Raw genomic sequence first — 23,174 nt, 5'->3', positions numbered from 1 at the left:
GCCAAAGGCGCGTGCGTATCCCCATCAAGGCCACGGCCCGCGAGCCGATCAACAGGCCGGATACATATCAGCGACTTCCGCTATCTAAGCATAATCTCACTTGCGATCAGCAGCCGGTCCATACATTTGCGCCATAAGCGGTCGTCGAGCCACCGGCTCTGCCGTTTACATCGATCGGTCAGATGGAAAGATGATCGGCGGCACTTGCGCGCGAACAACCAGCGACCCCGGCATATTTCCATTGGCTTCTTAATTTACAACGAGAATTCACCGGCAAAAGTGCTCCTTGGCTACCGCGCAATTTGGCACTTTTGAAAATCAGAAGCACCGCTCTCAAAATCGATAATTTATCGCAGTCATGGGTTAGGCAAATCTGGCGCGCGAAATACCCATCCGCGGGTCGGCTGCGAGCAGCTCAAAGGTACTCGTGAAGGATACCGCTCGCTCCGAGCGGTCAACTCTTCAAAGGTACATAACCATGGCACTGCGCGATCAGTTCTTGGCCAGCATGGGCAATGCGGCCTGCACTGTCAGTATCGTGACGACGGATGGCACAGCTGGCCGCGAGGGCGCGACGGTATCGGCAATGTCGTCCGTCTCGGCTGACACGCCGCAGCCGACCTTGCTCGTCTGCATCAATGAGACCAGTGCGACCGTCCAGGCGATCAAGGTGAACGGCGTGTTCTGCGTCAACCTGCTGCGGGACGTCAGTGCAACGTGTCTGATCAAACGGCCAGGCGCCGGCTAGAGGATTTTCGGGCTGCCATCAACGCGTACCACGCGGAGCACACACTCAGCGTCGTTCCGAAGATTACACTGCCTCCCAAGGCGGAAGGCCGACACCGCTGGCTGACACGCAATGAAGCCGCACGTTTGCTCAGTGCCGTGATCGGCTACGTGTGGGACAATGAGCGGGGTGCCTGGAAACGCAAAGAAGATGGCACGCTATTGCGCCGTGAGCGGTGGCTTATCCGCCGCCGTTATCCGGCTGCCCGCTTTTGCTTGATCGGTATTTGCAGCGCCCGACGGGAAGAAACGATCCGCCGCACGCAATGGCTCCCGACCACGACCCATCCGTGGGTGAACTGGACGCCATGGTCTACCAGGGCAAGGGCGCCCTTGAGCGGTCAACCAAAAGCGACGCCCTCCGGCAAAGATCGCTGCGCGCTTGCGTCCCCACATGGTTCGCTGGTGCAGGATCGATCACAAGCGATCGGCCGAGCTGCGCGCGGCAGGCATCATGAACGACGGCGAGTAGATCCGGTTTGTTGTCAACCGCATGAACGACGGTCAGCCTCTTGCCGGTAAGATTAGGTCGGCCTGGGAAGGAATTTTAGAAGACGCCGGGCACGGCGACGACGTCGTGCGTCATTCTCTCCGGCATACCGCAGCGACATGGCTGATGCAGGCTGGAGTCGATCTGTGGGAAGCCGCCGGCTGGCTTGGGATGACGGTGGAGCAGTAGGAAGCCAATTAACGGCCATCACCACCCGGATTTTCAGAAAGAAGCCGCAGAGGCCTTTAGCGGGCGGCGGGGCTAAATTTCTTCCGAGATTTTCTTGTATGCGCACAGCGAAGCATTTTCGCGCCAAAGCCCGCTGTGCCGTACCGGATGAAGCACCTTCGACAACGTCGAGAGCAGCCCTCACAGCCCGCAATTCTTCGAGTCGCGACTTCTACTTGAACCAGCGCGTATAATCTTCGACAGCCACGGGCCAATTTCATTGCGCAATTCGTGGCGCCATAAGATCGTGAAAATGCTAAGCTATTGAAATCGTGGTCGGAGTGGCAGGATTCGAACCTGCGACCCCTGCGTCCCGAACGCAGTGCTCTACCGGGCTGAGCCACACTCCGACTAAGAGCGCGGCTTATAGCCTTGGGTTTCGCATCCTGCAAGAACCCCGGTAAAGAAGCCTGACCAATTTTGAAGACAAGGATCCGCCCTGCATGGCCGTAGGCCTGACCACCCGGATGAGCCCCGCCGACGCCGCCCATATCGCGGAGGCGGCGCACTGCCTGCGCGCGGGCGGGCTGCTGGCGTTTCCGACCGAGACGGTCTACGGGCTCGGGGCCGATGCGGCCAATCCGCGGGCCGTGGCGGGGATCTATGAGGCGAAGGGCCGGCCGTCGTTCAATCCGCTGATCGCCCATGTAGCCGATCTCGCCGCCGCGCGGCGCATTGCCCGATTCGATGCGCGCGCGCTGGCGCTTGCCGAGGCGTTCTGGCCGGGGCCGCTGACGTTGGTGCTGCCCAGAACCGCGGATTGCCCGGTTGCAGATCTGGCCACCGCCGGGCTCGATACGGTCGCCATCCGCGTGCCGGCCCATCCCGTGGCCCATGCGCTGCTGCAGGCCTTTGGCGGCGCCGTGGTGGCCCCATCGGCCAATATCTCCGGACACGTCTCACCGACCACCGCAGCCCATGTGCTGAGCGATCTAGGTGGCCGCATCGACATGATTCTCGATGGTGGCCCGGTTGAGGTGGGTGTCGAATCCACCATCGTCGGTTGCCTCAAAGTGCCGATGTTGCTGCGACCGGGCGGGCTGCCGCGGGAGGCGATCGAACGGGTGTTGGGCGGGTCGCTGGCGAGCCCGCCGGACGAGCCCGCAAGCGATACGAACCAGCCGCTGGCGCCGGGCATGCTGGCCTCGCATTATGCGCCGCGGACGCGGGTGCGGCTTCTGGCTGAGGACGTGAAACCTGGCGAGGCCTTGCTGGCCTTCGGACCGGCCCTGCTGCCGGGTATGGAGGCCGCTGCCGCTGTCCTGAATTTGTCCGAACAGGGCGATCTCGGGGAAGCCGCCACCAATCTTTTCGGCTATCTTCGCGCGCTCGACGCCGCTGCCATGGCTTCGGGCGCCAGCAGCATCGCGGTGATGCCGGTGCCGAACCATGGACTCGGCGAAGCCATCAATGACCGGTTGCGCCGCGCCGCCGTGTAAGTCGAACGCAAGACCAAGAAACTCGAAGAACGCGCCAGGGAATAGTTATGAATATCGTCCAGCCGAAGCCGCCCACGCTCTCTCCCGAAACCATCGCGCGCTTCCGGGCCATCGTCGGCGACAAATACGCCATCACCGATCAGGCCGATGTGCATCAATACGTCACCGAGGATCGCAACCTGTTTTTCGGCACCTCGCCGCTGGTGCTGCGCCCAGGCTCGACCGCCGAAGTCGCCGCGATCTGCAAACTCGCTACCGAAACACGCACCGCACTAGTGCCGCAAGGCGGTAATACCGGCCTGGTCGGCGGCCAGACGCCCTATGGCGGCGAGGTGGTGCTGTCGATGCGCCGGATGGACAAGGTGCGCGATCTGGACACGTCGTCCAACACCATGACGGTCGAAGCCGGCCTTGTGCTGCAGGTCGCGCAGCAGCGCGCCGCGGAAGCCGGCCGGCTGTTTCCGCTGTCGCTGGGCTCGGAAGGCAGCTGCACCATCGGCGGCAATCTCTCCAGCAATGCCGGTGGCACCACCGCGCTGGCTTACGGCGTGGCGCGCGAGATGGCGCTCGGTCTCGAAGTGGTGCTGGCCGACGGCCGCATTCTCAACGGCCTGTCGAAGCTGAAGAAGGACAATACCGGCTACGACCTGCGCAATATCTTCATCGGTGCCGAAGGCTCGCTCGGCATCATCACCGCCGCGACGCTGAAATTGTTTCCGAAGCCCCGCGCAGTCGAGACCGCGTTCGTCGGCCTGAAATCCCCGGACGATGCGCTGAAGCTGCTCAGCATCTCCCGCTCCGAGGCCGGTGGCAACCTCACCAGCTTCGAACTGATCGCCGATATCGCCGTGGATTTCAGCGTGCGCCACGGCATCGGCATTCGTGATCCGCTCGCCAGCAAGCACGCCTGGTATGTGCTGATGGAATTGTCGTCGGGACGCGACGACGCGCGCGCGACGCTGGAAGCGATACTGGAGCGCGGCCTGGAAGACGGCATTGTCGATGATGCCGTGATCGCCGAGAACATCGCCCATCGTCAGGCGTTCTGGAAACTGCGCGAGGAAATCTCGCCGGCGCAGAAGCCGGAAGGTGGATCGATCAAGCACGACATTTCGGTGCCCGTGGCCTCAGTGCCCGCCTTCATCGCGGAGGCCAATGCGGCCGTCGTGAAGCTGCTTCCCGGCGCTCGTCCGGTGCCGTTCGGCCATCTCGGCGACGGCAACATCCACTACAATGTGACGCAGCCCAAGAACACGCTCGGCGACACCGACGGCCGCGAGAAATTTCTGGCGCGCTGGCACGATGTCAACGAAGTCGTCTTCGAGGTCGTGCTGCGCATGGGCGGCTCGATCTCGGCCGAACACGGCATCGGCCAGATGAAGGCGGCTGAGCTGCCCTCGGTGAAGGACCCCGTGGCCATCGAGCTGATGCGTAGCCTGAAGACGATGCTGGACCCGCTGAACATCCTCAATCCGGGCAAGGTGCTACTGCCGGTGCAACATTGAAAGTTGCTCCGCTCGTCGACGCAGATATTCAGGCCGTCATCCAGCTCTGGCTGCGTTGCGGACTGGTGCGACCCTGGAATGATCCGGAAGCCGACATCAGGCTGGCGCGCACCGGCACCAACGCCAATGTGCTGGTCGGTCGTAAAGGCAAGACCATCGTCGCGTCAGTGCTGGTCGGCCATGACGGCCATCGCGGCTGGGTCTATTACGTCTCGGTCGATCCGGATCGGCAACGCCAGGATTTCGGCCGCGGCATCATGACGGCAGCCGAAGACTGGCTGCGCGAGCGCGGCATCGAGAAAATGCAGCTGATGGTGCGCTCAGATAACACCAAGGTGCAGGCGTTCTACGAGTCGCTCGGCTATGGCGAACAGAAGCGTGTGATCTATGCCAAGTGGCTCGATGGTCGACCGCTGACGCCGTGAGCTAGAACAACGAGCCCTGCCCGTCATTCTCGCTCACCGCGACCTTGCGCGGCGCTCGCATCGGCTTCACCTGCTCCACGGCAGCTTCTTCCGCCGAGATCGGCAGGATCAGTTGCGCATCGTCATCGGCCACCTTGTTGACGGCCATCGCCACAGGATGCCAGGCGAAGGTGCCGTCAGGCGGCGCGGCGAGCATCGTCATCACGTCAGACGCACTATCCGAACTGCAATCGAGCCACTGGCCGAAATGATCCGGCGCGATCGTCACCGGTACGCGATGGTGCAGAACCGACATGCCCGTGCTGGCTTCTGCAGTGATGAGCGCGACCGTATCGACCTCTTCGCCGTTCGGCCCCATCCAGGTCTCGGCCAGACCCGCAAAGCCCATCGGACCGCCTGCACTTGGGTGGATAAAATACGGCTGTTTGCGTTCACCGCGATTTTGCCATTCGTAGTAGCCATCGGCCGGAATCAGGCATCGACGCCGGCGAATCGCGTTTTTGAAGGCCGGCTTTTCTTGCACGGTCTCGGCGCGAGCATTAATCAGAAGGGTAAACTTCCGCGGGTCCTTGACCCAAGAGGGCAAAAGGCCCCATCGCATCAGACGAAAATGCCGGGCTCCGTTTTCAACGATGACAACAGGAACCGGCTGCGTCGGCGCAACATTGTATCTGGCTGGAAGATTCGGCTGCTCAATATAGCCGAATACCTGCCGTAACGCTTCCGGCGCCGACGTAATGACAAACCGCCCACACATTCTCGATCCGCAATCCTGCCTCTTCAGGCGGTTTTAACCCAAAACACCAACAGTGCGACATATGACCCTGACGGCCCTGCAATCGGCGCAGCATGACCATCACGACCTGGCCGGCGTCGGTGCTGGCCCCGTCGCGTCTGCTGCCGAGCTGATGGCCGCGAATATCAATCCGCGCACAGGCCTAGCGACCGACTATCTGAATCACTTCAACGAAGCCATCATGTTGCTCGAGCTGATCCCGGACATGCCGGACTGCTATGAGCTATTTCTGGAATGGCAGCCGCTCAGCTATGCTGAGCACTTCATCAAATCCAACTTCAAGGCGCGAGATCTCGCAATCGCATCCTATCAGGCTGCACGCCCCGATATCCGCGCCGAATTCGATGCGCTGGTCGCGAACATGACGCAGATTCTGATTACCGTCGGTGAAGCCATGCGCACCGTGCAGCAGGACCGGACGCGCGCCATGCTGGCCGAACAGGCTGCCGGCTGGGTCAAGCCGATGGTCGGAACGGCCGGTGGCATCATCAACGGCCGCGATCAGGAATCCGACGTTGACAGCATCATGGCGCAATGACCTCGTGACCGACACGCCTCCCGCTTATCCGCAACTCGCCACCAGCGCCGCCATCTTCCGGGACGGCAAGGTGCTGCTCGTCCGCCGCGCCCGCTCGCCCGGCAAGGGCTTCTATTCACTCCCCGGCGGGCGCGTGGAATTCGGCGAATCCCTTGCCGTCGCCCTCGCCCGCGAGGTGATGGAGGAAACCGGACTGACGATCGACATTGTCGGCCTGTCCGGCTTCCGCGAAGTGCTGCCAAACGACAAGGTGGCCGGGCACTACCTGATCATGTCCTTTGCCGCACGCTGGGTGGCCGGCGAGCCCGAACTGAACGACGAACTCGACGATTTCCAGTGGGTCGCGCCGGACGATCTCGGCGCCTTCAAAACCACCGATGGCCTTGGTCCGATCCTCGCCATGGCGGAAGATCTGGTCGGACCATAGATGGCTCCTTGCCGCGCCAGCAGCGTTGCCTTGCTTCAGACGCCTTGAAAAGGCATATCAGCCGGGTTCCGGGACCATTCATGTTGAAGCATCTGCTCATCATTCTGACCGTCATTACGATCTGCGCTGGCTCTGCCCGGGCACAGGACGCGGCTGCGCCGTTCGACAACGATCTGCAGCGGATGTCAGAAATTCTCGGCGCGCTGCATTACCTGCGTGGCATCTGCGGCAACAACGAAGGCAACAAGTGGCGCAACGAAATGCAGGCGCTGGTCGATGCCGAAACGCCGTCAGGCGAGCGCCGCGCCCGCATGATTGCCGGCTTCAACCGCGGCTATAACGGCTTCCAGCAGACTTACCGGACCTGCACGCCTGCCGCCACCATCGCAATCCGCCGCTATATCGACGAAGGCTCGCGGATCTCGCGCGATCTCACCGCAAGGTATGCAAACTAGATGAAGCCACATGCGACCGACACGGTCTTTTTCGATCTCGACGGGACGCTGACCGATCCCAAAATCGGCATTACGGGTTCGATCCAGTATGCCCTCGACAAGCTGGGCTTGCCCGTGCCGACGCAGGACGAACTGACCTGGTGCATCGGGCCGCCGCTGCGCGCCAGCTTCGTGGCGCTGCTCGGTAGCGACAAGGACGCCGATCGCGGCGTGGAGCTTTATCGCGAACGCTTCGGAACCATAGGCCTGTTCGAGAACACACTCTATGACGGCATCACCGCAACGCTGGAAACGCTAAGTGCTTCCGGACGCACGCTGTTCGTCGCCACCAGCAAGCCACATGTATTTGCCGACCGCATTATCGACCACTTCGGCCTGCGCAGATACTTTACGCGCGTGTTCGGCTCGGAACTCGACGGTACCCGCGTCGACAAGAGCGACCTGCTGCGCTATGCGCTCGACGAAACCGCGACCGATCCTGCCCGAGCGATCATGATCGGCGACCGCAAGCACGATATTATCGGCGCAGCGAATAACGGAATTCCGGGGATCGGCGTGCTCTATGGCTATGGCGGCCGCGAGGAACTGACGAGCGCCGGGGCGAAGCATCTGGTGGCCTCGCCTGCGGAGATTCCAGGCTACATCGACTGACGCAGCACATCAGTGCTTGTTGACGCCCATATAGCCGAACAGGAATCCCGCGACCTTGCGCTTCTGGATTTCTTCGCTGCCTTCCGTGATGCGATAGCGGCGGTGATGGCGATAGATGTGCTCGAACGGCTTGTGCCGTGAATAGCCCATGCCGCCATGCACCTGCATCGCGCGGTCGGCCGATTCGCAGCACAGCCGGTTGGCCCAGTAGTTACACATCGACACCTTGTCAGACAGCGTGTGCTCGACCTGCGCCTGGGTGAGCTGGTCCATCTCCCACGCGGTCTTGCGGATCAGCAGCCGCAACATCTCCGCCTGCGTCGCCAGCTCGACCAATGGAAACTGGATGCCCTGGTTGCGCGCCAGTTCCTCGCCGAACGGCTTGCGCTCACGCGCATACTTCACGCTCTCATTGATGCAATAGACCGCGGCGCCAAGTGAACTCGCCGCTTGGCGAATGCGGTTCTCGTGCACGAAGCACTGCGCCAGCGACAGGCCGCGGCCGATCTCGCCGAACAGCGCGTCATCCGGCACGAACACGTCAGTGAATGACACACGCGGATGGTCCGTGGGCATATTGAAGGTCCACATATATTCTTCGATCTTTACGCCAGCGGCCTTGGCCGGCACCAGGAAACAGGTGATGCCGCGCGCGTCGCCGTCATCCCCCGATGTGCGCGCGAACAGCGCGCAATGCGTGGCGACATGCATGCCGGTCGTCCACATCTTCTCGCCATTGATGACCCAGCCCTTGACGCCATCGCGTGTCGCCTCGACCGCCGTGGTTTCCATATGCGTGGCGTCCGAACCGTGCTCGGGCTCTGTCAGACCGAAGGTGATGCGATATTTTCCTGATATCGAGCCCTCGATCATTTCCTTCTGGTCGTCGCGGCCATAGCGATCGAGCATCGTCACCAGCGGCAGATTACCGACGATGGAGTGTTCGTTCTGCAGATCGTTGTGCAGGCCGAGGCCCTTGGCGGCGAAATGCTCGCGGATCACGGCCATCCAGAGATTGCTGCCGTCCTTGCCGCCATAGCGCTTCGGAATCGCAAAACGTAGATGCCCGGCCTTGTCGGCTATATTCTTTACCTGGCGCAGCAGCGCTTCCCATTCATGCCGCGGCAGGCCGCCATTGTCGAAATCGGTGCGCGCCCATTCGCGGCGATGATCGAAGAAGCGGATATTGTCATCTCGCTCTTCGAGCGGCTTGATCTCGCGCACAATAAAACTGTCGAGCTCGGCGAGATAGGCGACCAGATCGGCCGGCAGGGAAAAATCCAAGGCGCTCTCCCGATTATTCTGTGAGCTTTGTTGCTCTTGTTAATCGAGCGATTAAGATAGCATCGTCCGATCAAGTCAAGCGCGGCCGCGCCGCACATATTCCGCCGATATTCTGCACAACGAAAAACAAAAGGGAGGCCGCGATGGCTCTGCAATTCTCAACCGTGACCCGCAAGGGACCGATCACCATTGTGACGCTGTCGCGCCCGGAAGTGTACAACGCGCTGCACACCGACGCGCATAACGAACTGCACGAGGTGTTCAACGACTTCGCTAGCGATCCCGAACAGTGGGTGGCGATCGTCACCGGCGCCGGTGACAAAGCATTCTGCGCCGGCAACGATCTGAAATGGCAGGCCGCCGGTGGCAAGCGCGGCTGGAACACGTCGGGCTTTGCTGGTCTGACCGCGCGCTTCGACTGCGACAAGCCGATCATCGCCGCTGTCAACGGCGTTGCCATGGGCGGCGGCTTCGAAATCGCACTGGCCTGCGATCTCATCATCGCTGCAGAGAATGCGACATTCGCCTTGCCCGAGCCGCGCGTCGGCCTCGCTGCGCTGGCCGGCGGCCTGCAGCGCCTGCCACGCCAGATCGGCATGAAGCGTGCCATGGGCATGATCCTCACCGCGCGCCATGTGAAGCCGCAGGAGGGTTATGAACTCGGTTTCGTCAATGAAGTGGTGCCGCAGGGCGAGGCCTTGAATGCCGCGCTACGTTGGGCCGAAACCATCTGCCAGAACTCGCCGATGTCGATCCGCGCCTCCAAGCAGGCGATCCAGAAAGGCATGGCGGTGTCGCTGGAACAGGCGATCACCGAGCAGCGCGAATATCCGGCGGTGAAGGCGATGGCGGCATCGGAAGACTATATCGAGGGGCCGAAGGCATTCTCGGAGAAGCGCAAGCCGAACTGGAAGGGGAAGTAGCGCTTCGGCGCTTACTTCGATTCCAGCTCGCGCTTGTAGGAGCCGTAGTTCGGCTGATCGACGGCGAGCTTCGCCAGTGTCGTCTGCCACAGATGCTCCTTCACACCGGGTGTCGTGAGATCGACATCACCTTGCGCGATGCGGTCGGCGAGATCCCGGTTCAATCCCTCTAGCGTGCCGTGAACACCGAGCAGCAGCATCAATCCATGAAGCTCGGCGGCATCGCTGTCGCCGGCGAGCGTCAGCTGCCGGGTCACAAGGTCAAGCGCATTTATCGCGACCCGCAGCTTGAATGCTGCATGGCCCGAGATTTGAGGTGCAATGTCGTTGCGAAGAAACTCCGCAACGGCCTTCACCAGCTCATCGGGCCTCGGTTCGTCCTGCATATCATCACCTTTTTTGCATATGATCTGATCCGAAAACCGGTCGCCACTTTTCGGGATCATGCGCGCGGTGCCAGCAAACGCAATAAATCGATCTCGGTTTCGGACGATCGTCGCCCGATCATCGCCCGCTCCATCGAATGATCCGGCCCCAGACGAAATCGCTGCATCATCCCGACGCACATCACGCCCCAGCGCAGTGTCCCGATCACTTCCCAGAATTTGACGCGTGCCACATCGACCGCAATGCCGCTGGCCGCCTCGTAACCCGAGAACAACTCCTCATAGGCGCCAAACCCGCCGACCGGCTTGTCGATGACACCGAAGCGCCAGGAATTAACGCAGATCCAGCCGAGATCCTCCATGGGATCACCGAGATGGGCCAGCTCCCAATCCAACACCGCGCGGACGCCATCGGACCCGATCATCAAATTGCCGTGGCGGAAATCGCCGTGCACCAAAGTGACGCGTTCTGATGCGCCGGGATCGTTGTCGCGCAACCAACGTAGCGCCAGCTGGAACACCGGACGCGGCCCGCCAAAACCGTCGATCTCACGCTGCAATTCGACGATTTCTGCTGCGGCATTCATGCGGCGCAGTTGCGGCAGGCTTGCAGCGGACAGCCCGTGAATGCCAGCGAGGATCTCGCCGCATTGCCGGGCGAGTTTTGGGCGCGCCTGCGCGAATTCATCGTCGCGCAAAATCTTGCGCGGGATGGTTTCGCCAGCGACCCGCTGCATGATGAAACCCGTTCCCAGATCGTCGTCTGGTTTGAGAACGTGCAGCACCTTCGGCGACGGCACGCCGGCATCATGCGCAAGCTGCATCAGCACCGCTTCGGCATCGAGCCCGGCGGCACGGCCGGGAGCGGCGCCATAGCCGGGCGGCGCGCGGCGCAAGATGGCGCCGATGGCACCATCGGGATGCGTGATGTCGAACGACCACGTCTCCTGACTGGCGCCGCCGGATAGCCGCGCTGCCGCGCTAACCCCGGTCGTGCCGGGGCACCATATCATGACGCTGCGTGCGAGCAGCGCCTCGACCGCGCGCTCGCTCAAGGCCTACTGGCCCGTGAACTTGGCCGGGCGCTTTTCCAGGAAAGCTGCGACGCCCTCCTTGAAGTCCGGCGAAGCACCGGCGGCGCGCTGCGATTTGACCTCAAGATTGATCTGATCCTCGAAGGAATTCTCCGGGCTTTCCCAATAGAGTTTGCGGATCAGCGACAGTGCGATGGTCGGGCCGTTGGCGAGTTCATGGGCGAGCTTCATGGTTTCATCCATCAGCGCCGCATCGTCATAGACGCGATTGACGAGGCCCCATTCCAGCGCCTTCTCGGCCGGCAGCTTTTCACCAAGCAACGACAATTCGACCGAACGCGCCTTGCCGATCAAGCGCGGCAGGATCCAGGTCGAGCCGCAATCGGGCACCAAGCCGATACGGCGGAACGCCTGCAGGAAATAGGACGAGCGTGCACACAAAATGAGATCGCCCATCAGCGCGAAGCTCATGCCGGCGCCGGCGGCAGGGCCATTCACTGCGGTGACGATCGGGCAATGCAGGTTCTGCAGCCGGCGCAGGAACGGATGGAAGGCCGTCTCCAGCGTGGCGCCGGCGTTGCTGCGCGCCTTGGTGAGCTGATTGTTCCGCCCCTGAAGATTGGCGCCGGTGCAGAAGGCACGGCCGGCGCCGGTGAGAACCACGCAGCGCACGTCCGCCTTGCGATCGTCGATCTCGTCCAGCGCCTCGCCGAGGCCGCCGAGCATATCGACCGATACTGCGTTCATCACCTCCTGATGATCGAGCTTCAGGATAGCGACATTACCGTCGAAATCGAGGGTGACGTGTTTGAACTGCATGGTTTCCTCACGGGATGGTCCGCGTGTTTATTCCGCGGTGTGGAAGCTCTGTCTGGGCATGATCTGATCCGAAAACCGGTACCCACTTTTCGGGATCATGCGATTATATGTCAGGCGGCATATTTGATTTTTCGGACGCGCTTGTCCATGCTTCCTGGGGAACACCAGCCCACCAACGGACGCACGGCATAACGTGCGCCAAACAACGGAAACGCTGACATGGCAACGCCAACACACATCTTCGACCTCAGCGGCCGCGTAGCCATCATCACCGGCGGCAATGGCGGTATCGGCCTCGGTATCGCACAGGCGCTGGCCGCCGCCGGTTGCAATGTCTCGATCTGGGGCCGCAACGCCGAGAAGAACAAGGCGGCCGCCGCCACCATGGCGGACTGCACCGGCAAGGTCGATACGCTGGTCTGCGACGTCACCGACACCGCTTCGGTGAAGGCGGCGATGGATGCGACGCTCAAGAAATTCGGCCGCGTCGATGGCTGCTTCGCCAATGCCGGCATCGGCGGCGGCGGCCGGCACAATTTCATCGACCGCACCGAAGAACAGTGGCGCACCATGTTCGCCACCAATCTGGACGGCGTCTTCCATGCCTTCCAGGTTGCTGCGCGGCACATGACCGAACGCGCCGAGGCCGGCGACAAATTCGGCCGTCTGGTCGCGACCTCAAGCCTGGCCTCGATCTTCGGCACTGCGCGCAACGAGCACTATGCGGCAACCAAGGCGGCGATCAATGCGCTGGTGCGCGCGCTCGCGGTCGAACTGGCGCGTCAGGGCGTAACAGCCAATGCGATCCTGCCCGGCTGGATCAAGAGCGATATGACGGCCGGGATCATGGGCAACGAAAAGTTCGTCGCCAACGTGATGCCACGTATTCCGGTCAGACGTTTTGGCGAGCCATCGGACTTCGGCGGCATCGCGGTTTATCTGATGAGCAAGGCGTCGTCGTATCATACGGCAGATACGTTCGTAATCGACGGCGGGTATACGGCGTTTTGATTTCCTCCTTTCCCTCTCCCCCACGCGAAGCGCAGGTTCGCTAGGCGGGAGAGGGAAGAACGTCGCCCCTCTGCTAGGAAGCCACGGCCTCCCTCGCCCGTGTCCCCACCGTCATCGCGAACCCCTCATAGTCCTTCGCGGCGACTTCGTTGCAGATCTGCCGGTAAACGCCGACGCCGCCAATATAGGGCATGAAAATCTGCGGCTTGCCGGGGATGTTGGCCCCCATGTACCAGGAATTGGCCTGCGGGTAGAGCGTGCCGGCCGCCACCTCATTGACGTGCGCGACCCATTTGTCCTCGGCAGGATGCGTTGCCTCCATCACCTCGGCGCCGCGGTCGCGCATATAAGCGAGGCAATCGCTAATCCAGTCGACATGCTGCTCGATGGACACGATCATGTTCGACAGCACCGAGGGCGAGCCGGGACCGGTGATGATGAACAGGTTCGGAAAACCGGCGCTCATTAGGCCGAGATAGGTTCGCGGGCCTTCCGCCCATTTGTCATTCAGCGTCTGGCCGCCACGGCCGCGAATGTCGATCTTGGCGACCGAGCCGGTCATCGCATCGAAGCCGGTGGCGAGCACCAGCGCGTCAACCTCATAATCCTTGCCGCCGGTGCGCACGGCATGCGGCAGGATCTGTTCGATGGGATGAGCCTTGATATCGACCAGCCTTACATTCGGGCGGTTGAAGGTCGCGTAGTAGTCAGTGTCGACGCAGATGCGCTTGGAGCCGACCGGATGATCCTTCGGCTGCAGAAGTTTCGCCGTCGTCGGATCGCTGACGACCTCTGAAATCTTCTCGCGGATGAAATCGGCAGCCGTATCGTTGGCGCCCTGATCCAGCACCAGATTGTTGTAAACGCCCATGAAGGTAAGACCGCCCGAGGTCCAGCGCGCGTGATATTTCTCACGCCTTTCATGCTCCGGATCGTCGAGCGCGCCGCGGTCCGGAATCGGCTGCACGATGCCGTTTTTGAAATCCTCTCGCGCGCGGCGGCGGATCTCCGGATAGTTATCGCGGAACGACTTGCGCTCTTCATCGGTGAGCGGCGCATTGCGCGCCGGCACGCTGAAATTGGCGGTGCGCTGGAACACATAAAGCTGGCTCGCTTGTTCGGCGATCAGCGGGATCGACTGGATTGCGGACGATCCGGTGCCGATGACGCCGACGCGCAGGGCGGTGAAATCGACTGCCTCATGCGGCCAGTTGCCAGTGTGATAGACCTTGCCCTTGAAATCCTTCATGCCCCTGAATTCGGGCGTGCGGGCATTCGACAGACAACCCGTCGCGAGCACAACATGCTGCGCGATGCTGGTCTGACCATCGGAGGTCGTTACCGTCCATCGATTGGCGCGCTCATCGAAAACTGCGGATTTGACGGTCGTGTTGAACTGAATGTCCTTCCGCAAATCATAGCGATCGGCCACATGGCCGGCATAGCGCAGAATTTCGGGCTGCGGCGCATAGCGCTCGCTCCAGTCCCACTCCTGCTGTAACTTCTCATCGAACGAAAAGGAGTATTGCATGCTCTCGACGTCGCAGCGCGCGCCGGGATAGCGGTTCCAATACCAGGTGCCACCGACATCCCCACCCTGTTCGAATACTTTCACGGACAGGCCGATGCCACGCAATTTATGCAGTAGATAAAGCCCGGAAAACCCGGCACCAACCACGACAACATCTGTCTGCGCACTTTGATGTGAGACGGATTGCGGCTGTGCAGCGGCCATAAGTTCACTCCCGTATTTTTTGCTTTACTTGTTACCGACAGCATTTCCCGCATGACGCGAAAGCGCAAGCAGGAAATCGGGCATCGTCACCATTGTATTTTGCCAGGCGGAATGCCGCACGCCCGCTTGGCATCGCCCTTCCCCTTACGCTAGCGTTGATCGCGAACTCGCCACATGAAGCGGGTCAGAAGAGTTTCAGGGAGACACGCCGATGAAGTCGCCAATCTGCGAGATGCTGGGCATCGAGTTTCCCCTGCTCGCCTTCAGCCACTGCCGCGACGTGGTCGCCGCCGTCAGCCGTGCTGGCGGGTTCGGCGTACTCGGCGCGACCGTGCACTCACCGGAGACGCTGGAACAGGAACTCAAATGGATCGACGAACACGTCGATGGCAAGCCCTATGGCATCGACGTGCTGATCCCGGAGAATATCTCCACTGCAGGCGAAAAGGACGTGACATGGAAATCACTTGAGAGCCGCATCACGCCCGAACATCGCGACTTCACCCGGAGCCTGCTGAAGAAATACGGCATCGAGCTCAAACACACCGACGTGCCGGCCAATCAGCCTCAGCCGTTCGATGGCGAGACGGCGCTGCGGCTGCTGGAGATTTCATTCGATCATCCGATCCGGCTCATTGCCAATGCGCTGGGCGTGCCACCGAAGGCGATGATCGAGATGGGAAAGGCGCATGGCGTGCCGGTGGCCGCCCTCGTCGGCGCCAAAGAACATGCTATCCGACAGGTTGCCGCCGGCGTGGATATTCTCGTCGCGCAAGGCACCGAGGCTGGCGGCCATTGCGGCGAGGTCTCGACCATGGTGCTGGTGCCGGAGGTGATCAAAGCCATCAAGCCGATGCGCGAGGTGCCTGTGCTCGCCGCCGGCGGCATCATGACCGGACGACAAATGGCCGGCTGCATGGCGATGGGCGCGGCCGGCGTGTGGACTGGCTCGGTGTGGCTGGCGACGACGGAATCCGAAACCTCCGAGATATTTCGCGAGAAGATGATTGCCGCCTCGTCGCGCGACGCGATCCGTTCGAAGGGACGCACCGGCAAGCCCGCACGCCAATTGCGCTCGGTCTGGACCGATGCCTGGGATCGTGGCGAGGACAGCCCCGGGGCACTGCCGATGCCGCTGCAGAGTCTGATCAGCCGCGACGCTTTCGCCTCCATCGACCGTTCGGCCGCGGCCGGCAATGCGCAGGCGCGGGATCTGGTCAGCTATTTCGTGGGCCAGGGCGTTGGGCTGATTGACAGCGTCAAGTCGGCGGGCGCAGTTGTGCAGGAATTCAAGGAGGACTTTGCCGAGGCGGCGGAGCACCTCGCCATGCTGGTTTCCGAATAGAGGCAAGAGCAAGAACAATGGCAGTGTCGAACCTAGCTGAAGACCGTATACCCGTCATCGTCGGCGTCGGCGAATTCTCCGATCATCCGAAGGAGCTCACCGAAGGTCTCGAGCCGCTCGCGCTGATGATCGAGGCGCTGAAGCGCGCGGAGCAGGATTCCGGCGGAAAGCTGCTTGGAGATATCGACTCGCTGGACGTCGTGAACTTCCTGAGCTGGCGCTACACCGCACCGGAAAAACAACTCAGCGAGAAGCTCGGGATCAATCCGAAACATGCCTATTACGGCCCGGTCGGCGGCGAGAGCCCGATCCGCTATATCCATGAAGCCGCGAAGCGCATCGCGCGCGGCGTGTCTCAAGTTGCAGCGATCACAGGCGCGGAATCGCAGGGCACCGCGACCAAGGCCGAGCGCGCCAAAGTTGACCTGCCATGGACGCCCTTCGCCAAGGACGCACCCGAGCCGCTGCGCGGCGCCAACTATCAGAAGCCGATGGCCACCAAGCTCGGCGTCGCCAAGCCGGTTACGGTCTATCCGTTCTATGAGGCCGCCTCTGCCGCGCATTGGGGCCAGACGCCCCGCGAGGCGCATCGCGAATCCGGCGAGCTGTGGTCACGCTATGCGGGTGTTGCCGCGAGCAATCCCGAAGCCTGGATCAAGAAAGCCTACACGCCCGACGAGATCACCACGCCGACGCCGGACAACCGGCTGATCGCGTGGCCCTATACCAAGCTGATGGTCGCTAATCCGATGGTGAACCAGTCGGCGGCGATCCTCGTCACCAGCCTCGCGAAGGCACGCGCTGCGGGCGTGCCCGAGGATCGCATCGTGCATATCTGGGGCGGCGCCTCGGCCGAAGAGCCGCGCGACTATCTCGACCGCGACCAGTATGTGGAGAGCCATGCGCAGAATGCGGTGTTGAAAGTCGCGATGGATCTGGTCGGCGGCTCCGGTAAGAATTTCGGCGCCATCGAACTCTATAGCTGCTTCCCTTGCGTGCCGAAGATGGCCCGCCGCACATTGGGATTGGGTGCCGATGTGCAGCCGACGGTGACGGGCGGCCTGACCTTCTTTGGCGCGCCACTGAACGACTACATGGCGCACGCCGCCTGCGCGATGGTGCGCAAGATCCGCGCCGGTACCAGGACGGGATTGCTTTACGCGCAGGGTGGCTTCGTCACCAAGCACCACGCACTGGTGGTGTCGAAGGAGGCCCCAAAGGAGACGCTCGCACAGGATACCAATGTGCAGGCAGACGCCGACCGCAGACGCAAGCCCGTTCCGACATATGTCATCGAGGCCTCGGGCAACGGCACTGTCGAAAGCTTCACGGTGATCTACGGCCGCGGTGGCGAGATCGAGCACGGCGTGGTGATCATGCGCACAGCGGCCAATGAACGCGCGCTGGCGCGGGTGCCGGTGCAGGACGGTGCTACGCTGGCGTTCCTGATGGATCAGGACCGGACGCCGGTGGGGGCTTCCGGCGCGATCAGCACGGCGGACGATGGCGTGCTGGAGTGGCGAAAGGCGCTGTAAAGCGAGATGAGCAAATTCATTCCAAAGGATGCAAACTTCGAGGCTCGCGTCCAGGCGAGCTTCGCACGTCAAACGGCAATGGCAACACTGGGCATTGAGGTCGCTCGCCAGGCTGCCGGCGAAGTCGAACTAAAAATGCCGTACAACACTGCCTTTACACAGCAGCATGGGTTCATTCATGCCGGCATCATCACAACAGCGCTGGATACTGCCTGCGGATATGCCGCCTTCTCGCTGATGCCCGACGATGCCGCGGTGCTGACCGTCGAATTCAAGACCAATTTTCTGGCCCCGGCCCGCGGCGAGCATTTCCTGTTTCGGGCTCATGTTCTCAAGCCCGGCAGAACCATAACGGTTTGTGAGGGCCAGGCCTTTGCGGTGGAGCGAAGCGAGGAGAAGCTGATCGCAACAATGAGCTGTACCCTGATGGCGCTGTTCGACCGCGAAGGCATCACGCACTAGACGGTCGCAAACGCAGGGGTCGCTATGCCGGACATACGAGCCCGGCATAGCGAGGCATCAGCGCCTAGCCTTTCACTTCCTTCTTCTCCGTCTCCGCCGTCGGCTTACCGCCCTTCGGAGCGCCGCTGCCGCCGGTGATACGGACCTTGTCGCCGTCGTTGAGGCCATCCGGCGGCGCGATGACGATACGGTCATCTGCGGTGATGCCCGACGCGAGTTCGATGTCGCGACCGAGGTCGCGGGCGATGGTCACGGTCTTGAACAGGATCTTGTCGTCCGGTCCAACCGTCGCGACGCGCAGGCCGCTCTTGTTGAAGATCAGCGCCGAGGCCGGCACATGCAGCGGCGCGGAATCGCGCGCGAGGCTCATCTTCACATTGGCATAGCCGCCCGGCAGCAATTCGCCGTTGGGATTGTCGAGCACGAGCTGCATGCGCGTGGTGCCCGATGCCACATCGACCGATTGCGACGAGGCTTCCACCGTGGCCGGGAACGTCTTGTTCGGATGATCTGGCACGCTGATGATCGCTTTGGCGCCCAGCCTGATCGCCGGCACATAGCTCTGCGGCACGTCGACATAGACGCGCAGCTTCTTGATATCAGATACCACGAACATCGCGGCACCGGTGCCGGTGCCGCCCGAGATCAGCGCACCAACGTCGGTGTTGCGCTGGGTCACAACGCCATCGAACGGCGCGGTGATCTTCTTGTAACCGGCCAGCGCTTCCAGCCGCTCGACATTGGCCTGGCCGGAATTCACCGCGGCGCGCTTGTTGTTCAGATCGGCGGTGCGTTCGTCGATTTCCTGCGCCGAGACGAAATTCGACGCGACGAGCGTCTTGCGGCGGTTCAGCGTCGCTTCCGACAGTTTGGCGCTGGACTGCTGGCTGACAAGGTCAGCACGGGCCTGCAGCAACTGCTGATCGAGGTCCGGGGCTTCGATCTCGGCGATCACCTGGCCGGATTTGACCTGTGCACCGATATCGGCGCTCCAGCTCTTCAGATAGCCCGAAACGCGGGCGAAAATCGGCGCACGGTAATAGGCCTCGAGCCGGCCCGGCAGATCGAGCGTGGCTCTGAGCACGCGTGCATCGGGCGGCGCGACTGCGACGCTGGGGATCGCCTGGTCGTCTGTCCAAGCCTTCAGCTCGGTCTCGGTCTTGGCGCGGGCCATGATGCCGGTGACGACGATGGCGCCGGCGGCGCACAGGCCAATCACTCCGACCAGGCCGAGCTTGCGGCGTGATACCGGGGGGGTCTGCTCAGTGGGCATGCAAAGTCTCCGAGGTAGCCACGTCAGCCGCAGGCTGATTTTCGGGCTGCTGTTTCTTGTGAACCATGCTGAAAACCACCGGCACGAACATCAACGTGGCGATGGTAGCAAAAATCAGGCCGCCGATGACAGCGCGGCCAAGTGGCGCATTCTGCTCACCGCCCTCACCGAGCCCCAGCGCCATCGGCGCCATGCCGATGATCATGGCCAGGGCCGTCATCAACACCGGCCGGAAGCGGACGAAACCGGCTTCAGACGCAGCCTTGATGGGATCGCCGAGGATGGCGTAGCGCTCGCGGGCAAAGGAAATCACCAGCACCGAATTGGCCGTGGCGACGCCCATACACATGATGGCGCCGGTCAACGCCGGTACCGACAAAGTCGTCTGCGTCGTGAACAGCATCCAGACGATGCCGGCCAGCGCCGCCGGCAGCGCGGTGATGATCACGAACGGATCGGACCAGGACTGGAAGTTCACCACGATCAAGAGATAGATCAGAACGATGGCGCCGAGCAGACCGAACAGCAGGCCGGCAAAGGCACTGTTCATGGTCTGCACCTGCCCCAGCAGCGCCACGTTACTGCCCTTCGGCACGTCCGCCTTGGTCTCTTCCAAGACTTTGTAGATATCGTTGGAGACGGAGCCAAGGTCGCGGCCCTGCGTCGTGGCATAGATCTGCACCATCGACTGGATGTCATATTGCGACACCACGGCATTCGAGGTCGAGCGATTGATGCTGGCAATGCCACCGAGCATCGGGGAATTGTTGCTGGCATTCACGGCCGTGATCGGCAACGTCTCCAGTGCACCCAGCGTATCCAGTTTGTATTGCGGCGTCTGCATCACGATGGAATAGGACACGCCGTTATCAGGACTGAGATAATAGGTTGGCGCGACTTGCGACGAACCGGCGAGGTTGACCACGAGGCTGTTGGTGACATCGCGCTCGGTCAGGCCGACATATTGCGCACGGGTGCGGTCGACATCGATGTTGAAGCCGGGATTGTTCGGCGACTGCTGGAGCCGCGCGTCGGCAATGCCGGGGATGCGGCGGATCTTGCCGAGCAGCTTGTTAGCATATTCGAAGTTCGCCGCTAGATTCGCGCCACGGATCTGCAGATCGATCGGGGCCGGGGCGCCGAAGTTCAGGATCTGGCTGACGATGTCGGCAGGCAGGAAAGCGAAGCTGACACCGGGGAACTGCCGCGGCAGTTGCTCGCGCAATTGCCGCACATATTCCTCGGTCGGTCTGTGGTCTTCCTTGAGCTTAATCTGGAAGTCGCCATCCTGCGGGCCGATCACGCCGGTGTTGTTATAGGTGAGATTGATGCCGGAGACGGGCATGCCGATATTGTCGGTCATGGTCTCGATCTGATCCGGCGGGATTATCTTGCGCACCGCCTTGGTGATATCGGCGAACTGGTTCGCGGTTTCCTCGATGCGGGTACCGACCTGCGCGCGGACATGCATCAGGATGCTGCCGCCATCGACCGACGGAAAGAAGTTACGGCCGAGAAACGGCACCAGTAGAAACGATACCGCGACCACGCCGAGGAAGCCGATTACAAAGATTGGCCGCCGCGCCAGCGCCATGTCCAGCAGGCCATGATAGCCGCCACGGATACGCTCGAAACCCGCCTCGAAGCCACGCTGAAAGCGCACCAGCGGGTTGCGGGTCGGCGGTTTCTCGCCCTCATGATGGACATGCGGCTGCAGCAGATACTTGGCCATGGTCGGCACCAGCGTGCGCGACAGCAGGAACGACCAGACCATCGCGAACATCACCGCTTCGGCCATCGGCACGAACAGGAAGCGCGCAACGCCATCGAGGAAGAACATCGGCACAAAGACGATACAGATGCACAGCAGCGACACGAAAGCCGGCGTTACGATCTGCGCAGCGCCGTCCATGATCGAGGTCTCGACGTCCTTGCCCTGCTCCAGATGGTAATTGATGTTCTCGATGGTCACCGTGGCATCATCGACGAGGATGCCGACTGCGAGCGCCAGACCGCCCAGCGTCATGATATTCAGCGTTTCGCCAATCATCGACAGCATGATGATTGCGCCGAGCACCGCAAGAGGGATCGATACCGCGATGATGACCGTGGAGCGCCAGCTTCCGAGGAACAGCAGGATCATCACCGACGTCAGCAATGCGGCGATGACGCCTTCGATGGCCACACCCTTGATGGCGCCGCGCACGAAGCCGGACTGGTCGCCGATATAGCTGATCTTCAACGCATCCGGCAGCGCGGCGCGATAGTCGATCACCTTCTGCTTGATGCCGGATATGATATCCAGCGTGGAAACCGAACCAGCCTTCAGCACCTGCATCAGCACCGAGCGATTGCCGTCTACATGCACGATATTGGTCTGCGGTGGATTGCCGTCGCGCACGGTGGCAACGTCATCCACATAGACCATGGCGCCGTTGACGCTCTTGATCGGCAGCCGACCGAGCTCTTCGATCTTCAGCGGCGAATTGTTGAGGTTGATCGTGTATTCGAACTCGCCGATCTTCTGCGTACCGACCGGCGTAATCAGGTTCTGCGCCGCCAGCGCATTGGCAACGTCCTGCCCCGAGAGACCACGCGCCTGTAGCGCGCCGGGATTGAGGTCGATCTGTATCTGGCGTTGCTTGCCACCGAACGGATATGGGATCGCGGCACCGGGCACAGTGACCAGTGGCGTACGCAATTGATTGATGCCGATATCGGCGAGGTTCTGTTCGGTGAGACCGTCGCCTGACAATGCGACGTTGATAATCGGAACCGTCGAGGCCGAGTAGTTCAGGATCAGCGGCGGCGTGGCACCGGGCGGCAGCTGCTTGATCAGCGTCTGCGAAATCGCGGTGACCTGCGCGTTGGCGGTACGGATGTCGACGTTGGGCTGGAAGAAGATCTTGATGATGCCGAAGCCGGCATAGGAATTCGCCGTGATGTGCTCGATGTCATTGACCGTGGTGGTCAGTGCGCGTTGGAACGGCGTCGTGATACGGCCGGACATTTGGTCCGGCGGGAGGCCCGTATATTGCCAGACCACGCCGATGACGGGGATACGGATATCAGGGAAAATATCGGTTGGCGTGCGAAGCGCAGCCAACGGCCCGACAATCAGCAACAGCAGGGCCAGCACCACAAAGGTATAAGGCCGGGTCAGGGCGATGCGCACCAACGAAATCATGAACGGGCAGTCCTCAGTACATTAACGAGAGGGGCACGGCGGAAGGCCCGCCTGCACACGGTCGAATTCACCTGTTTAGAGACATCACCCGTATTCGATTAGGGAGCCGCGCCGGCATAAGCTTATCGGCTCGGTTCATGAATGAACGGGCGATCCTCTTTGCATGAAGGGCTGCGAACAAGCGGTTCCGCGCCTGTCCACGCCAGCAGATTTAGCCGAACTGCGACAAAATAGCTAACACGCGAAGCCTCACGGCCCTTCACTTCGGCGGTATTGTTAATTGTTTCCGGGTCGCCGTGGCGTCCGCACAACAGTTTCAGACTTAAAGGAACTTGTTGCGGCCCACGATGCCGAAGGCGCCACGGGCCGGTCAAGATGAACTATCTGTAATGCGCGTCGCACGAGCAGCGCCCTGCCTATTCGTGCAGCCCATCGCCCCT

Annotated in this window: 22 protein-coding genes and 1 tRNA gene; 14 read left to right on the top strand and 9 right to left on the bottom strand. The window is 61.7% G+C overall.

The genetic code is table 11. The features are described 5' to 3' along the window. The first annotated feature begins 478 nt into the window (after positions 1-478). Positions 479-748, top strand: a complete 270-nt coding sequence (locus CIW50_RS06280) for a flavin reductase (protein WP_149530331.1) — start codon at positions 479-481, stop codon at positions 746-748. A gap of 531 nt (positions 749-1,279) precedes the next feature. Further along, positions 1,280-1,465 carry a tyrosine-type recombinase/integrase gene (locus CIW50_RS29735; RefSeq protein WP_149530330.1) on the top strand — a complete coding sequence of 62 codons (186 nt, stop codon included), beginning with the start codon at positions 1,280-1,282 and terminating at the stop codon, positions 1,463-1,465. 312 nt (positions 1,466-1,777) lie between these two features. Here the strand turns inward: CIW50_RS29735 and CIW50_RS06270 are convergent. Next, positions 1,778-1,854, bottom strand: a tRNA-Pro gene (locus CIW50_RS06270). A gap of 93 nt (positions 1,855-1,947) precedes the next feature. Here CIW50_RS06270 and CIW50_RS06265 point away from each other — a divergent pair. The 3 genes from CIW50_RS06265 to CIW50_RS06255 are packed head-to-tail and all read left to right on the top strand — an operon-like array spanning position 1,948 to position 4,873. Next, positions 1,948-2,943, top strand: a complete 996-nt coding sequence (locus CIW50_RS06265) for an L-threonylcarbamoyladenylate synthase (protein ID WP_149530329.1) — start codon at positions 1,948-1,950, stop codon at positions 2,941-2,943. A gap of 47 nt (positions 2,944-2,990) precedes the next feature. Next, complete coding sequence (locus CIW50_RS06260) at positions 2,991-4,448, top strand: FAD-binding oxidoreductase (protein ID WP_149530328.1); 1,458 nt, start codon at positions 2,991-2,993, stop codon at positions 4,446-4,448. Then, entirely contained in the window at positions 4,445-4,873 is a 429-nt protein-coding gene (locus CIW50_RS06255) for a GNAT family acetyltransferase (protein WP_149530327.1), read from the top strand. Before CIW50_RS06260 ends, CIW50_RS06255 begins: the two co-directional genes overlap by 4 nt. Position 4,874: 1 nt before the next feature. Here CIW50_RS06255 and CIW50_RS06250 read toward each other — a convergent pair whose 3' ends face one another. Then, positions 4,875-5,630 (bottom strand): SOS response-associated peptidase, encoded by a 756-nt coding sequence (locus CIW50_RS06250; protein ID WP_149530326.1) that lies wholly within the window; start codon positions 5,628-5,630, stop codon positions 4,875-4,877. Between the two features lie 61 nt (positions 5,631-5,691). Between CIW50_RS06250 and CIW50_RS06245 the strand changes: the two genes are divergently transcribed. The 4 genes from CIW50_RS06245 (at position 5,692) to CIW50_RS06230 (ending at position 7,740) form a co-directional block, all read left to right on the top strand. After that, on the top strand, positions 5,692-6,207 hold the full coding sequence (locus CIW50_RS06245; protein ID WP_149530325.1) for a hypothetical protein: 516 nt from the start codon (positions 5,692-5,694) through the stop codon (positions 6,205-6,207). Beyond that, a complete protein-coding gene (locus tag CIW50_RS06240; RefSeq protein ID WP_246664154.1) occupies positions 6,185-6,634 on the top strand; it encodes an NUDIX hydrolase in 450 nt (149 codons plus the stop codon). The genes CIW50_RS06245 and CIW50_RS06240 overlap by 23 nt, the downstream gene beginning before the upstream one ends. Positions 6,635-6,714: 80 nt before the next feature. Further along, positions 6,715-7,089: a TIGR02301 family protein gene (locus tag CIW50_RS06235; protein ID WP_149530324.1), complete on the top strand. Its 375-nt coding sequence runs from the start codon at positions 6,715-6,717 to the stop codon at positions 7,087-7,089. Further along, positions 7,090-7,740, top strand: coding sequence for an HAD family hydrolase (locus CIW50_RS06230; RefSeq protein ID WP_149530323.1), 651 nt, complete (start codon positions 7,090-7,092; stop codon positions 7,738-7,740). Positions 7,741-7,749: 9 nt separating this feature from the next. Here CIW50_RS06230 and CIW50_RS06225 read toward each other — a convergent pair whose 3' ends face one another. Next, positions 7,750-9,024, bottom strand: coding sequence for an acyl-CoA dehydrogenase family protein (locus tag CIW50_RS06225; protein WP_149530322.1), 1,275 nt, complete (start codon positions 9,022-9,024; stop codon positions 7,750-7,752). A gap of 143 nt (positions 9,025-9,167) precedes the next feature. On the opposite strand from CIW50_RS06225, the gene CIW50_RS06220 reads away from it, so the two are divergent. After that, positions 9,168-9,947 carry an enoyl-CoA hydratase-related protein gene (locus tag CIW50_RS06220; RefSeq protein WP_116661614.1) on the top strand — a complete coding sequence of 260 codons (780 nt, stop codon included), beginning with the start codon at positions 9,168-9,170 and terminating at the stop codon, positions 9,945-9,947. An 11-nt stretch (positions 9,948-9,958) separates the two neighbouring features. Here CIW50_RS06220 and CIW50_RS06215 read toward each other — a convergent pair whose 3' ends face one another. From CIW50_RS06215 to CIW50_RS06205, 3 genes are read right to left on the bottom strand one after another with little or no spacing between them, the layout of a single operon-like run. Beyond that, positions 9,959-10,333: a DUF6285 domain-containing protein gene (locus CIW50_RS06215; protein ID WP_149530321.1), complete on the bottom strand. Its 375-nt coding sequence runs from the start codon at positions 10,331-10,333 to the stop codon at positions 9,959-9,961. A gap of 56 nt (positions 10,334-10,389) precedes the next feature. Beyond that, positions 10,390-11,346, bottom strand: a complete 957-nt coding sequence (locus tag CIW50_RS06210; RefSeq protein WP_149530444.1) for a phosphotransferase family protein — start codon at positions 11,344-11,346, stop codon at positions 10,390-10,392. A 45-nt stretch (positions 11,347-11,391) separates the two neighbouring features. Then, positions 11,392-12,186, bottom strand: coding sequence for an enoyl-CoA hydratase/isomerase (locus CIW50_RS06205; protein WP_093759526.1), 795 nt, complete (start codon positions 12,184-12,186; stop codon positions 11,392-11,394). 219 nt (positions 12,187-12,405) lie between these two features. Between CIW50_RS06205 and CIW50_RS06200 the strand changes: the two genes are divergently transcribed. Further along, on the top strand, positions 12,406-13,197 hold the full coding sequence (locus tag CIW50_RS06200) for an SDR family NAD(P)-dependent oxidoreductase (protein ID WP_149530320.1): 792 nt from the start codon (positions 12,406-12,408) through the stop codon (positions 13,195-13,197). Positions 13,198-13,270: 73 nt separating this feature from the next. Here the strand turns inward: CIW50_RS06200 and CIW50_RS06195 are convergent, their stop codons facing one another. Continuing rightward, positions 13,271-14,932, bottom strand: a complete 1,662-nt coding sequence (locus CIW50_RS06195; protein WP_149530319.1) for a flavin-containing monooxygenase — start codon at positions 14,930-14,932, stop codon at positions 13,271-13,273. A 211-nt stretch (positions 14,933-15,143) separates the two neighbouring features. Here CIW50_RS06195 and CIW50_RS06190 point away from each other — a divergent pair, with 211 nt between their 5' ends. The 3 genes from CIW50_RS06190 to CIW50_RS06180 are packed head-to-tail and all read left to right on the top strand — an operon-like array spanning position 15,144 to position 18,274. Next, a complete protein-coding gene (locus tag CIW50_RS06190) occupies positions 15,144-16,277 on the top strand; it encodes a nitronate monooxygenase (RefSeq protein WP_149530318.1) in 1,134 nt (377 codons plus the stop codon). A 17-nt stretch (positions 16,278-16,294) separates the two neighbouring features. Further along, positions 16,295-17,812, top strand: a complete 1,518-nt coding sequence (locus CIW50_RS06185) for an acetyl-CoA acetyltransferase (RefSeq protein WP_149530317.1) — start codon at positions 16,295-16,297, stop codon at positions 17,810-17,812. 6 nt (positions 17,813-17,818) lie between these two features. Continuing rightward, positions 17,819-18,274, top strand: coding sequence for a PaaI family thioesterase (locus CIW50_RS06180; protein ID WP_149530316.1), 456 nt, complete (start codon positions 17,819-17,821; stop codon positions 18,272-18,274). A 64-nt stretch (positions 18,275-18,338) separates the two neighbouring features. Here the strand turns inward: CIW50_RS06180 and CIW50_RS06175 are convergent, their stop codons facing one another. Both CIW50_RS06175 and CIW50_RS06170 read right to left on the bottom strand, forming a co-directional pair. Then, complete coding sequence (locus CIW50_RS06175) at positions 18,339-19,547, bottom strand: efflux RND transporter periplasmic adaptor subunit (RefSeq protein ID WP_149530315.1); 1,209 nt, start codon at positions 19,545-19,547, stop codon at positions 18,339-18,341. Further along, the gene (locus tag CIW50_RS06170; RefSeq protein WP_149530314.1) at positions 19,537-22,734 is read right to left on the bottom strand and encodes an efflux RND transporter permease subunit; all 3,198 of its coding nucleotides are present in this window, start codon (positions 22,732-22,734) and stop codon (positions 19,537-19,539) included. Before CIW50_RS06170 ends, CIW50_RS06175 begins: the two co-directional genes overlap by 11 nt. Positions 22,735-23,174 lie beyond the last annotated feature (440 nt).

Source organism: Tardiphaga sp. P9-11 (assembly GCF_008329525.1).
GTDB lineage: Bacteria > Pseudomonadota > Alphaproteobacteria > Rhizobiales > Xanthobacteraceae > Tardiphaga.
Note: the sequence above shows the minus strand (reverse complement) of the source record. Positions and strands in the feature narration are given on the sequence as shown.